Consider the following 14607-nt stretch of genomic DNA (forward strand, 5'->3'; position numbering starts at 1 on the left):
ACACCGCTGCTGGTCAGGCCAGCGTAGTCTGGGGGGATGGGGAAACCGGACCCGGCGAAGGTCGTACGACTCAAGCCGAAGAAGAAGTGCTGCAAGAAGAAGACCCGGTGTCTCCGCTGCCCGGTGGTGATCCACCGGATGAAGAAGCTCGACCTGGAGACGATGACGCCGAAGCAGGCGCGCAAGGAACTCAAGAAGGCGCGGAAGAACCCGGCCCGCGTCGGGAGGTGAGCACGTCCGGGCTGACCGACCTCTCCGGACGCCTCACTTCAGAGCGCCTGCGACCGGTCCGACAGACCATCATCCGCGCAGGTCAACACGGCTCTTCGAGGCAGTCCTGCCGGCCGCTCGCAGCGCCGGACCGCCGTCCGACCGGACGTGCCCGGGGGTACACCCGCGGCCCGTGGTGACCACCGCGCCGCCCGGCCCCGGCCCCTCGGAACTTCGGCGCTTTGAGCGACCTCCAGGGTCACTCAAAGCGCCCGAGTTCGCGGACCGCCCTCGTTGTCGCCCGACTCTGGCCCACACAGCCACGTCCTCCACAGCCCGCGCCGTGGAGGACGCCGCATCCGCAGCGCCAAGGCAGCCCGACGGCGCGGAGCCTCGTGCTCCGGCTACGACGAACCTCACACTCGCCAACCGGGCTCAGGCGTACTCGTTGATCCATCGCTGACCCGACAACACGACGATGCTCTGCATCAGCTGGTCGGTCGCTGCGCGGATCTCGGTCTCGGAGAAGTCGATGAGCAGCGGACGTCCGACCACCACCTCGACGCGCCCCGGCCGCAGCCGCCGTGATCCGCAGGGGTTGATGCGCTCAGTGCCTCGGAGGCCGACCGGCAGCACCGACGCTCCAGTGCGGGCGGCGACGCGCATGACTCCGGTACGACCGCGCCGCGCAACCCGGTCCCGCGACCGCGTGCCCTCCGGATGAATGGCCCAAACGCCGCCCGCCGCCAAGATGGCGCAGGCGGTGTCGAGCGCTTCGTCGGCCACCGCGGCACCGGCGCGGTCGATCGGAACTTGCCCGGCCGCCGTGAAGAACCACCGCTGCAGTGCACCGATGAGTCCCGGCCGCTCGAAGTACTCGCGCTTGGCCACGAAACCGAGGCGGCGCGGTAGCACCAGGCACAGGATCAACGAGTCGATCACCGCGAGATGATTCGCGGCGACGATCACCGGACCGGAGGACGGGAGATGCTCGAGGCCGACGACTCGCGGTCGCGCGATCACCCGCAAGAACGGACCGACGAGCACGTATTTGAAGATCCAGTACCACACGGGCGCCCGCATTCCTCTCCACGCCGAGGCAGTAGACACTGTCTACTGCCTCGATGGTAGACACTGTCACCATGAACCCGCCCAGCGGATCCGCCGACACCCGGGAACGCCTCATCCGCGCAGGCGTCGAGCTCCTCGGCGAGGGGGGCGGTCTCGAATCACTCGGACTGCGATCGATCGCCCGCCGGGCCGGCGTTTCGCACGGAGCGCCGCGACGGCACTTCCCCACCCACCGCGCGCTCGTCGCCGCCGTCGCCGCGGCCGGGCTCGCCGACCTCGCGGAGGAGGTTCGCGGCCCCCTTACCGTCCCCGGTCGTCCGCCCGCGGATCGACTGACCGCTGCCGGAGTCGCCTACGTCACCTTCGCCGCCCGTCGCCGGGACATGTTCGAACTGATCTTCCGGCACGACCTGCTGCGGGGCGCAGGCGCCGATCTCCGAGCGACGACGCTCCCACTGCTCAGCGACCTGCATGCGACTCTCACCGCCGCCCTCGCGCCGACCGGAGGGGACGCAGCGGAAACCGAACCATCGAGTACGGGGACGAGCGGTCGAGCGGCCTGGGGGCCGACGATCCGGGTGTGGACCGCCGTCCACGGGATCGCAGTCCTCTACGGCAACCAGGTGTTCGACCTGCTCGGCGACGCCGCAACCGAACCCGGCTCGCTGGTCGCCGCCGCGGTCGATTCAGTCGTCGCGGAGCACGGCCGCTAGCTCGGGAACCCAGACCTCGTCCGCCGGAACCAGCTCTCCGGTCCGCGCCATCCGCTCGAGGTCGTCCGGTCCGACCCATCGCAGGCCTCGGTGCTCGACGGCGTGTGGTGTCCCGCGAAGGATCCGCGCCCACCTCGCCAGCATGGTGAGGTCGTCGCGCAAGACCACGCGCTCCGCGAGCCCGGCCCCCACCTCGACGGTGATCTCGAGTTCTTCGAGCAGTTCCCGCCGCAGTGCGTCGGCGAGGTCCTCGCCGTCTTCGGCCTTGCCGCCCGGCAGCTCCCAGAGGCCGGCGACGGCCTCCGGATAGGACCGCTGGGCCAGCAGGAGTTCGGTGGTGCCGCCCCGCTCGCGGAGCACGGCGCCGGCGACGACGTATCTCACAGTCCGATCACCGCCACATGCGCCGGATCCATGCGCAACCGCACCGTGGCGCCGACGGCCGGATCTTCGGCGGTGACCGCATCCACCTCGCCGAGACCGGCGGTGGCCACCCGCAGCCTGCGGCCTGCAGGCAGCGCCGCCGAATGGGTCACCACCCCTTCCCGGCCGCCCTCGGCGGGCCCGGATCCCCGGGAGTCGGCCAGTAAGGATTCGGCCAGTAAGGATTCGGGGCGCAGGGCCAGCCGGCACGGTCCGGCTGGAAGTCCGCCCGCCAGCGCGGCCGTCGGCACCGCGCCGAACGGGGTCTGCAAACTCGCTCCGTCGACCTCGGCGTCCACCAGGAGGGTGGCGCCGAGGAAGTCGGCGACCCAGTCGTCGGCGGGCCGCTGCCACAGGTGCGCCGGCGGCGCGGTCTGCACGATCGCCCCGTCTCGCATCACCGAGACCTCGTCGGCCAGCAGCGCGGCCTCGGCGCGGTCGTGCGTCACCACGACCGTGGGGGTGTCCGCGGCCCGGACGATGTCGCCGATCGCGAATGCGAGTTCTTCGCGCAGCCGGGCGTCGAGCGCGGCGAGCGGCTCGTCGAGCAGCAGCAACCGTGGACGCGGTGCCAGCGCACGCGCCAGTGCGACCCGCTGCGCCTGGCCGCCGGACAGGTCGGTCACCCGGCGGTCGGCGCTGCCGGGCAGCTGCACCAGCTCGAGCATGTCGGCGACCCGGGCGGCGATGGCGGCGCGCGGCCATCGGCGCAGCCGCAGACCGTAGGCGATGTTCTGGCCGACGGTGCGCCCGGAGAACAGCTGACCGTCTTGGAAGACCACCCCGAAGTCGCGCCGGTGGACCGGGACGTGGGACAGGTCGTGGCCGTCCCATTCGACGGTGCCCGCGATCAGCGGCTCCAGGCCGGCGATCGCGCGCAGCAGGGTCGATTTGCCGCATCCGGACGGGCCGAGCAGCGCGGTGACGGGGCTGCGGGTGGTGCCCACCGCCCAGTCGAGGTGGTCGATCACCGTGGTCGAGCCGTAGCCGACGGTGACGCCGCGCAGTTGCAGAATTCCCATCAGCGCGCCCCCGCCGCGGCCTGCGCACCGCGCGGCGCCGCCAGTTCCACGAACAGGACCACCAGTGCGCTCACGCCGACCAACAGTACGGAGGCGGCCATCGCCGCGGCGAGATTGTCCGCGCCCGGCCTGCCCATCAGCGCGCCGATGAGTACCGGGAGCGTGGTGGTGTTCGCACGCGCCAGGAAGGTGGTGGCACCGAACTCACCCATCGCCATCACGAAGGCGAAACCGGCTGCGGCGCAGAGGGATCGGCCGATCATCGGCAAGTCGACGCTGCAGAACACCCGGACCGGCCCGGCACCGAGGGCGGCGGCGGCATCGCGGCGGCGCGGCGGTACCTCCGCGAGCGCCGGCACCGTCATGCCGATCACCACCGGAATCGCGATGAGCGCCTGCACCGCCGGGATCAGCAGCGGCGACATCCCCACCTCGCGCGGCAGCAGCGTGGTCAGCACCACGTAGCCGAAGCCCAGAGTCACCGCGCTGACGCCGAGCGGAAGGATCGACAGCGCGGCACCGGTCTTGGCCACCAGGTCGCGCCGCCGGGTCATGGCGACCGCCGCGGTCAGCCCGATCATCACCGCGATCAGCATCGCCGCGAGCGCACTGGTCACCGAGTACCGGATCGAATCGGCGACCGACGTCCCGGACTCGGCATCGAACAGCAGCCGGTAGCCGGCGATCGACCAGCTTCCGCCGGGCCGCAGCGAGCGCACCACCAGCGAGCCGATCGGCACCAGCAGCCACGCCGCCGTCCAGATCAGGACCGCGGCGACGGGCAGCCAGCCGAGTCCACGCGGCCGGCGGCGACGTGCGCCCCGGTCGCTGGTCGCCGGCGTCCGCCGGCCCAGCACACGGGCGAGGATCAGCGCCCCGACCACCAGCAGAATCTGCAGGAACGAGAGCGCCACGGCTTCGGGAATGCGGAAGTAGCCGACGCCCTGCTGGTAGATCTCGGTCTCCAGGGTCCGCACCCGGCCGTCGCCGAGAATCACGATCACGCCGAAGCTGGTGGAGCAGAACAAGAACACCAGCGCCGCGGCGGCGGCCACCGCCGGCAGCAGCCGCGGCAGCACCACGTCGGCGAAGGCCCGCCACGGCGAGGCGCCGAGAGTGCGGGCCGCGGCCACGGCTTGCGGGTCGATCTGCTGCCAGACCGCCGACACCACCCGCACCACCACGGCGACGTTGAGGAACACGTGCGCGGCCAGGATCGCCCCGAGACCGGAGTCCATGCCGAGACCGTCGAGCAGGCCCGTGCCGAGGGCCCGGAAGGCGACGCCGACGACGACGGTCGGGAGCACGAAGGGCAGCGTCACCACCACGCGGAGCAGCAGGGCACCCGGGAAGTCGACGGTGGCGACCAGCCAGACGATCGGCGCGGCGACGAGGACGGCGAGGACCGCGGAGGCGGCCGCCTGGCCGACCGTCATGCCGAGCAGCCCGAGGGCTTCGGTGCGCCGCCACGCTTCCAGCGGCGAGACGGCATCGGCGTCGTCGATCGCCCGCTTGACCAGCGCGGCCAGCGGTGCGATGAACAGTGCCCCGACGAACAGCAGCGGGATCAGCGCCGCCAGGGCGCCGAGCCCTCTTCGGCTCAGCGCCGGACGGTCTCGCGCCAATCCTTCAGCCATTCCTCACGGTTGCTGTTGATGTACTGCGGGGACATGGTGACGGTGTACTGCGGCGCCGGCGCGCGGTGCTGCCATTCCGGCGGAAGCGGGGTTCCTTCGGTCACCGGGTACACGAACATCGACGTCGGCAGGGCGGCCTGCACCTGCGGCCCGAGCATCCAGTCGATCACCTTGCGAGCGCCGTCGACGTTGGCTGCGCCCCGCAGGACTCCGATGTACTCGATCTGGGCGAAGCACCCCGACAGGATGGCGCTCGTTCCCGGCGTCGCGGCCGGCGAACTGGCGTAGGAGACCACGATCGGTTTGGTGCCGTGCCCCTCCCCCGCGCTGAAGAGCTGGTTGTAGGCGATCTCCCAGCCGGAGACCACCTGCGCACCGTTGTCCATCAGTGCGCGCCAGTACTCGGGCGCCTTGTCCTGGTAGGTGCCGATGGTGGCGAGCAGGAAGCTCATTCCCGGCGACGACGTCGCCGGATCGAGCAGCACGGCCTGACCGGCGTACCGGGGGTCCTTCAGGTCGTCGAGGCTACTGGGGGCCGACACTCCCTCCCTGTCGTACCAGGCGTCGTCGACGTTGATGCACACGTCGCCGTGGTCGATGGCGGTGAGTTCGTTGTTCGAGTCGGGTACCGCGTACTGATCGGCGCCGCCGGCGGCCAGCGGCGAGACGTACGGTTCCAGCGCTCCGGCCTCGATCGGCCGGGCGGCGAAGGTGTTGTCGATGCCGAAGACCGCGTCCCCCTTCGGCTTGCCCGCGCTCAGCGAGACCACCGACGACAGCTGACCGGCATCGCCGGACTTGACGAACTTCACCGTCAGTCCGGACTCGGCGGCGAAGTCGTCGATCAGCTTCTGCGGAAGCGAGAAGGATTCGTGGGTGAGCACGGTGACCGTGTCGTCCGGGGACTCACCGGCACACGCGGTCACCGTCGCCAGCAGAGCTCCGACGGCGATCAGTGCCACCGGTGTGCGGCGGAACAGCTTCTTCACAAGGTCTCCTGCTGGGGATTCGAAACAACCGGATGCGATACAGCCGAGGAGAAATCTACCGAGCCGGCGGCCCCGGGGATACCCGAGAATCCTCAGGAGACTCCTGGGCCTCAGTAGATAACAATTGCAACACCAGGCTCAGTAGTTTCACAGATGTGTGGATACACTGCCTCGCAGACGACTGTCCACGATTGATAGGAACTCCGCCGTGCACTTTGCACGTTTCCGCCGGCCTCTGGTGACCACCGTGGCTCTGGCCGCCGCCGTCGCGCTCGCCGCTCCGGCCGCTCACGCCGAACCCGCCGCACCGGCTCCCCAGGCCGACCAGAGCCAGGGTCTTCCCATCCCCGATGCCGCGAACGCCCCCAAGGTCGACCGGCAGGTGCTGGATGCACTGGGCGCCTTCGCTCCGGCACTGATCGGCTCCGCGGCCACTCGCGACGAGAACGGCGAAGTGAACACCGACCTGCTCGCCGATGCCCGGAAGCTGGCCGACAATCCGCTGCTGCCGGCCGAGGCCGCGGACACTTACCGTCAGCTGATCGACTTCCTCGGCGAACCGGGCGCCCGCGAGGCCGCTCGGGTCCACGCCGCCGACGATGCCGCGTTGAGCACCCCGGCCGCGAAGAAGGACGAGGATGCGCCGAACATCCCGACCGGCCCCCGCAAGCCGCGGATCCAGCAGTTCCTCTACCCGACGATCGGCCTGGGCTGCATGCCCGGCAACGGCAATTCGGTGGGCATGGCACTGGCGACCGCGGGACCGCAGCAGGCTCCGGCCCCCGGCCCGAAGCGCGGCCAGGCCGGCTACGTCTACACCAGCCTCGGCACCGGCCCGGCGCAGAAGAACACCGCACGCTCACTGTGGGTGTCCTGGCTCAACGTCGACACCGGCCGCACGGGCCAGCAGCGGCTGCAGCCGAACCCGCGGATCAACGCGCAGAAGGGCCCCGGCACCTTCACCACGATCGCCAAGACCGGCCGCGGCCGGATCGTGTCGACGATCTACGGCGACGTGACCACCAAGACCAAGGGCAAGCGGGTCTCCTGCACCATCGCCCCGACCATCGGGACCGCGATCGTCTAATCCACCCCGCCGACTCGACCGCGGCCCCCGCACCCTCCGGTGCGGGGGCCGCAGCCGTCTCCGACGGTCTCCCGGCGGTCGCGATCGGATCACGGGACGGACTCGGCGACTTGCACAAAGACAACAACACTGTTGTTCTTTAACTTGAGCAACATCAGTCACATCCGTCCCAGACCCTTGTCAGGAGTCCTGTCGTGGCCACACGTCCTCGTCTCGCCGCTCGCACCGGCCTCATCGCTCTCGCCGTCGCGGTCGGCGCCGCCCTCGCCTCCCCGGCCCCCGCGCACGCCGAACCGGACCTGTCGACCCTCGGCGCCACCCTGGGCGGCGTCAGCTCTCTCGAATCGCTCTCCCTCGGGTCGATCCCCGGAGACGCCGAGCTGGCCGAGATCCTGCGGACACTCAAGTCCAGCGGCGGCGACCAGAAGCTGATCGAGACGCTCCAGACCATCCTGGGCGCCGAGGGCAGCCCGGACCTGGGATCCCTGACCCCCGGTGACGGCAACACCCCTGACTCGACCACTCCCGAGCCCACGACTCCGGACGCGACCACCACCCCGGACTCGGACAGCCCGGAATCGGCGACTCCGGACTCGGCGACCACTCCCGATTCGACGACCACATCCCCGGGCACCACCGATCCGGCGACGTCCGGCGCGCCGGGTGCCCCGGTGCCCTCGGCCGCGTCCGCCACCGAGGCCGCCGACCCGCTGACCAATGCCGCGACCGGCCTGGAGGCGTTCGAGAAGCTGACCGGCGCCAAGGTGCTGACCCCGGCGTTCGCTCCGTTCTGCGCTCCCACCACCGACGACAACCCGCTCGGGCTGGTCACCGCCCCCGCCGTCGGCGTGCCCGGGCCGTTCCCCAAGGTCGGCAACGAGAGTGTGCGCGACGCGCTCCAGACACTCCTCGACAGCCTGGGCATCGGCCAGCTCGGCGATCTCCTGGACGACGACGAGAACCTCAAGGAACTGACCGCGGCCCTGACCGCCGACCAGACCGCCTTCGCACTGGTCCCGCCGGCCGGGCACACCAACGACCGCTTCCAGGTGGCCTGGTTCAACACCGCCACCATGCAGGGCGGCATGGCCGATCTGAAGAAGCTCGCCGACGTCACCGACTCGCAGGCGCTGAAGGCGCTGGTCGGATCGGCGCCGCTCCGGCTGGCGCGCGTGGACACGGGCCAGGGCTCGATCCTGACCGCGGTCTTCGGCACCACCACCAACGCCGGCCGCACCTGCTACTTCCTCCCGGCCGTCGGCATCGTCGATACCCCGGCCAAGTAGCCCGCGGCACCCCATCTCACACCCAGCCCGTCACATCCAGCGAACAGAGACCGACCCATGACCACCCGGCATCCCCGACTGCGCACCACTCTGGCCGTGACCGCGGCCGCGGCCGTACTGGCCGCCGGCGGTGCGGTGACCGCCACGCGCGCCTTCGCCGCCCCCGAGTCCTCGCCGCAGTCCGCCTCGTCACCGGGGCAGACGCCGGGTGCGGTGTACGCCAATCAGGAACTGCCGGCCACCGGTCTGCCCGCGGCAGCCGCGTCCGGTCAGCGCTACAGCTACTGGACCACCGGCGTGGACGAGCGAGTCCACCTCGCCGTGGCGACCATGCTCGAGCCGGAGGGCAAGGCACCGGCCGGTGGCTGGCCCGTCGTGGTCAACGCGCCCGCCGGCTACGGGCTGGCCGACCGCTGCAACGCCTCGGTGAGCCCGGCCGCCGCTGACCGCGACACCGTCACCCGTCTGCTGCGGCGCGGCTTCGCGGTGATCACCCCGGATTACGGCGGCGTGGGCGCCACCGCCTCTCCCGAGTACATCGACCACTCGGTCACCGCGCGCAACGTGGTCGACGCCGTGCTGGCCGGGGTCGTCGTCGACGGCTCGGTGGCTCCGCGCTGGGCGGTTCTCGGCGATACCCAGGGCGCCGCCGCAGCGATCGAACTGGCCCGCAAGGCCACCGACTGGCAGGACGGCGACCTGGACTTCCGCGGCGCTGCCGCCACCAGCATCCCGGCCGGGCTCGACGATCTGATCAGCGGTCTCGGCCCGAACTCCCCCGCCGTCTCCGAGGCGGTGACCGCAGACGTGGTCTACGCGCTCGCCTCCCTGGACGCCGAGGACGTGAATCCCATCCTGTCCAAGTCCGGCAAGCAACTGGTGGCCAAGGCGAAGACGCAGTGCGCTCCGGACCTGCGCAAGTCGGTCCGCGGCACCGCTCTGGGCGATCTGGTGACCAAGCCGGTCAGTTCCGACTCGAAACTGGCCGCCTCCCTGCGCAAGTCGCTGGGCATCTCCCGCAGCGGATACAGCAGGCCGCTGCTGCTGAGCCAGACGCTGCAGGACGATTCGATCCAGCTGCACGAGGCGCTGCGTTTCCTCGCGGACGCACAGCTGGCCAGCAACCGGGTCCAGTCCCGCAGCTACCTGACCGGTGACGCCGCCGACGGCGTCCGCCAGGAGCAGACCGCCGTGCTGAACTTCCTCGACGACCTGTTCTGACGCGGGCCGGTCAGGCGGGGGCCGAACCGCGGCACGTGGAGTACTGCGGGTTCACCATCGGCACGAAGGCCATCGCACCGATCTTCTGCTTGATGGTGAAGTTCACCCGGCCGTGGCCGGGGTGCAGGACGGCCTGCCAGGTGACCAGCCGGGCCCGGGTGGGCACCCGCACCACTCCGCGCTTGCCGGTGGTGACGTTGCGCCAGGTGACCGTGGTCTCCATGGTGTAGGTCGCCATGTTCGGCAGCAGGCTCTGGGGCCGGGGACTGCTCGCGACCAGCTCGATCGCCGGTCCGGGCAGGCCGTCGGACGGGAACCTGACGTTGTTCCAGACCTCGACGCGGGTGGCGATCCGGGGACCGGGGAACGGGTCGGCCGTGCTGCAGCGAATGGTCTTCACGTAGTTCCGGAGCTCCGGCGCGGCCGCCGCCTGACCGGCGCTCACACCCCCGCCGACGGTGACGGCGGCCAGGGCCAGGACGATCGCGGATCGGGCGGTACGGGTGAGACTGCGCATGTCTGGACAGTCTGCCAGCCCCCATCGAGTGACGTGGCTGTTTAGCATGGCCTCATGGCCGATCTGCATCTGGCGATGGATCCCGTCGCCGACCGACTCATCTCCGACGACCCGTTCGCCCTTCTCATCGGCGGGCTGCTCGATCAGCAGTTCCCGATGGAGCGGGCCTTCGCCGGCCCCGCCAAGATCGTCGAACGCTTCGGCGGCCTCGATCCGGTCGCCATCGCCGACGCCGACCCCGAGGCTTTCGCCGAGCTGTGCGCCACCCCCCCGGCCATCCACCGCTACGGGCGCTCGATGGCCGGCCGGATCCAACAACTGGCCCGGGTGATCGTCGACGAGTACGACGGTCACGCCGACCGAGTGTGGACGCAGGCCGAGACCGGCCGGGACCTGGCACGCCGGCTGGAGGGCCTGCCCGGATACGGCAAAGCCAAGGTCAAGATGTTCGTGGCACTGCTCGCCAAGCAGCTGGACGTGCGGCCCGACGGCTGGGAGAAGATCGCCGGCGACTTCAGCCAGGACGGCTACCGGTCCATCGCCGACGTCGTCGACCAGGACTCGCTGCAGAAGGTCCGCGACCACAAGAAGAGCCTGAAGCGCCGGGCGGCGGCGAAGTAACCGGTGACTGTGACATCGAGTAACGGTAGGGTTCTCGGCTATGAGTGACCCGATGCCCGATCCGCGCGCCCTGGTGACCATGCCGATCCGTCTGGGGTTCGCCGCCACCGGCATCGCCTTCGGCACCGTCGAATCGGCGGTCAACATCGCCCGCGTCGCGGCCAACAGCATCGAGTCGGAGGTCAACAACGCTCTCGGACTCACCGGGGGCGGCGAGATCGCCAACGTCCGCGCTCCCCTGATGCTGCTGGCGCAGGTCGCCGATCTGCTGAGTCCGGAGCGCCCGTTCGGCCGCCTGCTAGCCAGCGGCGGCCCCCTCGACCGGCTGATCAAACCGGGCGGGGTGATCGACCGCCTCACCGCTCCCAACGGGCTGCTGGAGAAACTCACCGCGCACGGCGGTCTGCTGGACCAGATGACCGACGAGAACGGCGCCCTGATGCGCATCGCCGCCAAGGACGGCCCGATCGATCGCCTCACCCGGAGTGGCGGCCCCATCGATCAGTTCACCGAGCGCGACGGGATCCTGGACCGGCTGACCAAGCCGGGCGGTGCCATCGACCTGCTGACCGACGAGAACGGCGCCCTGATGCGCATCGCGGCCAAGGACGGCCCGCTGGACAGGCTCACCCGCCCCGGCGGGGTGATCGACCAGATCACCGAGAACGAGGGCATCCTGGAGCGGCTGACCACCGAGGGCGGCGTGGTCGACAAGCTGACCGCCCCCGACGGCGTGCTGGAGAAGCTGGCCCAGCCCGGCGGGGTCCTGGACCGCGCGGCGAGCGACGAGGGCCTGCTCGACCAGTTGGTCGGCGAGGGCGGAGCGCTGGAGCAGCTCATCGCCGCCGACGGTCCGCTCGACAAGTTCGCCGAGCTGTCGGACACGCTCGCGGCACTGCCCTCGAACCTGGCGGCCATGCAGGAGACCGTCGATCACCTCAACGAGGTGGTGGAACTGCTCAACCGGTCGGTCGCCCCGATCGGCGGGCTCGCCGATCGTCTCCCGAAGCGACTCACGCGCGGGAATCCGCGCGCCGTCACCGCCGCGACGGTCGACAACTACATCGAGTAGCCGCCGGCCCGTCGCGGGCTGCCGGTCACGACCCGGCGGTCAGGATTTGGCGATCCGACGAAGCCGCAGGTTCGCGAACTCGCCGAGGCCCCACTGCCCCAGTTCGCGACCGTAGCCGGAGGCCTTGACTCCGCCGAACGGCAGACCCGGCAGGGTGGTGCCGTGCTCGTTGACCATCGCCATGCCGACGTCGAGCCGGTCGGCGATCTCGGTGGCGCGCTCGACATCGGTGCTCCACACCGACCCCGACAGGCCGTAGTCGACGTCGTTGGCCAGGTCGACCGCCTCGTCGTCGTCGCTGACCGAGTAGACCATCGCGACCGGCCCGAAGACCTCCTCGCGATAGACGTCCATGTCCGGGGTGACACCGGTGAGCACGGTCGGCGCCAGGAAAGCGCCCGGGCGGTCGATCGCTTCGCCGCCGGTGTGCACGGTGGCCCCCTGCTCGACGGCCCGCTTCACCTGCTCGAGCACCTGATCCCGGGCGGCGACCGAGGACAGCGGTCCGATATTGGTGTCCGGGTCGGTCGGGTCGCCCACCGTCATCGCCTCCACGGCCGCGGTCAGGTTCTGGACGAAATCGTCGTACAGGTCCTGGTGCACGATGAAACGCTTCGGGGAGTTGCAGGCCTGCCCGCAGTTCATCATCCGGCCCGCCGCCGCTCCGGCGGCCGTCGCGGCCACGTCCGGGGTGTCGAGCAGGATGAACGCATCCGAACCGCCGAGCTCGAGCACCGACTTCTTCAGGTGCTGCGCGGCGGTCTGCGCCACGGCCGCTCCGGCGCGGCCGCTGCCGGTCAGCGAGACGCCCTGGATGCGCTTGTCGCCGATCATCGTGGCCGCCTGCTCATTGCTGGCGTAGACATTGATGTACGCATCCCGCGGCACCCCGGCCGCATGCGCGATCTCCTCCATCACCTGTGACGAGGCGGCACAGATGGGCGCATGCTTGAGCACGATCGTGTTGCCCAGCAACAGGTTCGGGGCCGCGAACCGGGCCACCTGGTAGTACGGGAAGTTCCACGGCATGATCCCCAGGAGCGGGCCGATCGGCTCGCGGCTGACCGTGGAGCTGGCCGCGCCCTGCGGATCGAGTTCCTCGGTCTCGAGCAGCGCCGGACCGTTCTCGGCGTACCAGTCGTAGATCATCGCGGTCAGTGCCAACTCGCCGAGCGCCTGCCGTACCGGCTTGCCCATCTCGCCGGACACCAGCACGGCCAGTTCGTCGGCGCGGTCGCGGTAGGCCTGCGCGGTGGCGCGCAGCATCCGGACGCGGTCGTCGATCGGCGTCTGCCGCCACTGCTGATAGGCCGCAGCGGACCGGCCGAGGACATCTTCGACGTCCGCGTCGCTCATGGTCTCGAAAGTCTGCTCGACGGTTCCGGTGGCTGGATTCTCGGTGACATAGCTCATGTCACGACACTACGGCCTAGTGCGCTCCGTAGCACTCGGACGAAGCGATCGGCGTCCACCGCCGCCGGATCGGTGGTGACCGAGATCGTGACCGTCCCGCCGAGACCGTGCACGCCGATCGTCATCGCGTGCACCGCCGACAGCGCCGGGAAGCCCGCGGTGAACAGCACGTCGCCGCCGGCCAGCCGGAAGTCGGCCGGCCCGCGGTTCACCGAGGAGACGACGGTGACGCCGGTGACCCGGTCCGGCGCAGGCGCGTTCGCCGCGACCCGGGCCGCGAAGGCGCGCAGCACCGGCGGCGTGACCGCTGCTGCACGCCGGTCGGCTCGCCGGGCCGGGGTCTCGTCGCGGCGCCGCGCATCGGTGATCTCGGCTGCGATCGCCTGCGCTCGCGCGTCCGGCGCCAGGTCCGGGTACAGCCGGACGCCGGCGGTGTGGAACCGGTTGCGGGCCACATCCGAGTGATCGAAGCCGTCGCTGCGGGCGAGGGTCAGTTCGACCGCGAGCGCGGGATCGGCGTCGGGAAGGAAGTCCGTGAGCACCTGGGCGAGCACCGCCAGGACCGAGACGGTGATCGACGCGTCGCCCAGCCGCAGCAACTCGGCGTCGGTAACGACCAGGTCGACCCGGCGCAACGGTCCCGGCCTCCGATTCAGCACCGTCGCCGGCAGCGGCTCCGGGCCCGATTCGGCCGGTTCGGGGCCGGCACGGCGCCACGCGACCAGTCCCAGCCCGAATGCGGCGACCAGGCGCAGCGGCACTTCCGCGGCGCCGACCATCGCGGCGACCGCGCCCGGCGGATCGCCGGGAACCGCCGCGGTCTCCGGAACAGTCCCGCCGAGCAGTGCCCGCGCCAGGTCGGAGGCGCCCCGGCCGTCGGCGAGGGCGTGCGAGATCTGAACCACCGCCACCGTCGCCGGGCCGGAGGCCCGCGGCGCACCGGTCACCGGGCCGAACAGGTGCACGCGCCAGGAGTGGACGGTGGGGTCGAGGCCCTCGGTGAGCAGATCGGCGACTGCCGCACGACACTCGTCCCAGGTGCGCGGCCCGCGGTGGTGGCGGAACTGACCGTCGCCGACCGCCGCGGTACACCAGCGCGGATACGCCAGGTCGCGCCAGACGGGGGCGACGCGCAGGTGGAGATCGGGGATCCGGTCCGCATGCCCACGCAGTTCCCGAATCAACCTGTCGATCGAGGTATCACTGTGCGCGGCAAAGCAATACAACAGGAACTGGTCAGATGCGCGACGCCGTGAACTCCAGAACATGTCCGCGTCGGCAGGCGCCAGGTCGGCCATCACACACCTCCGTCGTGGGTCACTGAC

At 70.8% G+C, this 14607-nt stretch carries 15 protein-coding genes; 7 read left to right on the top strand and 8 right to left on the bottom strand.

The features are described 5' to 3' along the window. The first annotated feature begins 36 nt into the window (after positions 1–36). Positions 37–231, top strand: a complete 195-nt coding sequence (locus ABD732_RS08215) for a hypothetical protein (protein ID WP_344782469.1) — start codon at positions 37–39, stop codon at positions 229–231. Positions 232–645: 414 nt separating this feature from the next. Here ABD732_RS08215 and ABD732_RS08220 read toward each other — a convergent pair whose 3' ends face one another. Further along, positions 646–1281: a lysophospholipid acyltransferase family protein gene (locus ABD732_RS08220; protein ID WP_344782471.1), complete on the bottom strand. Its 636-nt coding sequence runs from the start codon at positions 1279–1281 to the stop codon at positions 646–648. A gap of 71 nt (positions 1282–1352) precedes the next feature. On the opposite strand from ABD732_RS08220, the gene ABD732_RS08225 reads away from it, so the two are divergent. Then, positions 1353–1994 (top strand): TetR/AcrR family transcriptional regulator, encoded by a 642-nt coding sequence (locus tag ABD732_RS08225; protein WP_344782473.1) that lies wholly within the window; start codon positions 1353–1355, stop codon positions 1992–1994. Here ABD732_RS08225 and ABD732_RS08230 read toward each other — a convergent pair. Genes ABD732_RS08230 through ABD732_RS08245 form a run of 4 tightly spaced genes read right to left on the bottom strand, consistent with a single transcriptional unit; the run spans position 1968 to position 6065 of the window. Beyond that, a complete protein-coding gene (locus tag ABD732_RS08230) occupies positions 1968–2378 on the bottom strand; it encodes an NUDIX domain-containing protein (RefSeq protein ID WP_344782475.1) in 411 nt (136 codons plus the stop codon). The genes ABD732_RS08225 and ABD732_RS08230 overlap by 27 nt on opposite strands. Continuing rightward, complete coding sequence (locus ABD732_RS08235; RefSeq protein WP_344782477.1) at positions 2375–3439, bottom strand: ABC transporter ATP-binding protein; 1065 nt, start codon at positions 3437–3439, stop codon at positions 2375–2377. Before ABD732_RS08235 ends, ABD732_RS08230 begins: the two co-directional genes overlap by 4 nt. Next, complete coding sequence (locus ABD732_RS08240) at positions 3439–5076, bottom strand: ABC transporter permease (protein ID WP_344782479.1); 1638 nt, start codon at positions 5074–5076, stop codon at positions 3439–3441. Before ABD732_RS08240 ends, ABD732_RS08235 begins: the two co-directional genes overlap by 1 nt. Continuing rightward, positions 5040–6065 carry a thiamine ABC transporter substrate-binding protein gene (locus ABD732_RS08245; RefSeq protein WP_344782481.1) on the bottom strand — a complete coding sequence of 342 codons (1026 nt, stop codon included), beginning with the start codon at positions 6063–6065 and terminating at the stop codon, positions 5040–5042. The genes ABD732_RS08240 and ABD732_RS08245 overlap by 37 nt, the downstream gene beginning before the upstream one ends. A 208-nt stretch (positions 6066–6273) precedes the next feature. On the opposite strand from ABD732_RS08245, the gene ABD732_RS08250 reads away from it, so the two are divergent. The 3 genes from ABD732_RS08250 (at position 6274) to ABD732_RS08260 (ending at position 9659) form a co-directional block, all read left to right on the top strand. Beyond that, positions 6274–7152 carry an Rv1157c family protein gene (locus ABD732_RS08250; protein WP_344782483.1) on the top strand — a complete coding sequence of 293 codons (879 nt, stop codon included), beginning with the start codon at positions 6274–6276 and terminating at the stop codon, positions 7150–7152. Positions 7153–7346: 194 nt separating this feature from the next. Then, positions 7347–8438: a hypothetical protein gene (locus tag ABD732_RS08255; RefSeq protein WP_344782485.1), complete on the top strand. Its 1092-nt coding sequence runs from the start codon at positions 7347–7349 to the stop codon at positions 8436–8438. Positions 8439–8495: 57 nt separating this feature from the next. Continuing rightward, positions 8496–9659, top strand: a complete 1164-nt coding sequence (locus tag ABD732_RS08260) for an alpha/beta hydrolase family protein (RefSeq protein ID WP_344782487.1) — start codon at positions 8496–8498, stop codon at positions 9657–9659. 10 nt (positions 9660–9669) lie between these two features. Here the strand turns inward: ABD732_RS08260 and ABD732_RS08265 are convergent, their stop codons facing one another. After that, the gene (locus ABD732_RS08265) at positions 9670–10176 is read right to left on the bottom strand and encodes a hypothetical protein (protein ID WP_344782489.1); all 507 of its coding nucleotides are present in this window, start codon (positions 10174–10176) and stop codon (positions 9670–9672) included. Between the two features lie 54 nt (positions 10177–10230). Here ABD732_RS08265 and ABD732_RS08270 point away from each other — a divergent pair, with 54 nt between their 5' ends. Both ABD732_RS08270 and ABD732_RS08275 read left to right on the top strand, forming a co-directional pair. Next, positions 10231–10797 carry an HhH-GPD-type base excision DNA repair protein gene (locus tag ABD732_RS08270; RefSeq protein WP_344782491.1) on the top strand — a complete coding sequence of 189 codons (567 nt, stop codon included), beginning with the start codon at positions 10231–10233 and terminating at the stop codon, positions 10795–10797. Positions 10798–10837: 40 nt separating this feature from the next. After that, on the top strand, positions 10838–11869 hold the full coding sequence (locus tag ABD732_RS08275; RefSeq protein WP_344782493.1) for a hypothetical protein: 1032 nt from the start codon (positions 10838–10840) through the stop codon (positions 11867–11869). 39 nt (positions 11870–11908) lie between these two features. Here ABD732_RS08275 and ABD732_RS08280 read toward each other — a convergent pair whose 3' ends face one another. Further along, positions 11909–13282, bottom strand: a complete 1374-nt coding sequence (locus ABD732_RS08280) for an NAD-dependent succinate-semialdehyde dehydrogenase (RefSeq protein ID WP_344782495.1) — start codon at positions 13280–13282, stop codon at positions 11909–11911. Continuing rightward, positions 13279–14466 (bottom strand): WS/DGAT/MGAT family O-acyltransferase, encoded by a 1188-nt coding sequence (locus tag ABD732_RS08285; RefSeq protein ID WP_344782497.1) that lies wholly within the window; start codon positions 14464–14466, stop codon positions 13279–13281. Before ABD732_RS08285 ends, ABD732_RS08280 begins: the two co-directional genes overlap by 4 nt. Positions 14467–14607: the final 141 nt, after the last annotated feature.

The organism is Gordonia caeni (assembly GCF_039537105.1).
Classification (GTDB): domain Bacteria; phylum Actinomycetota; class Actinomycetes; order Mycobacteriales; family Mycobacteriaceae; genus Gordonia; species Gordonia caeni.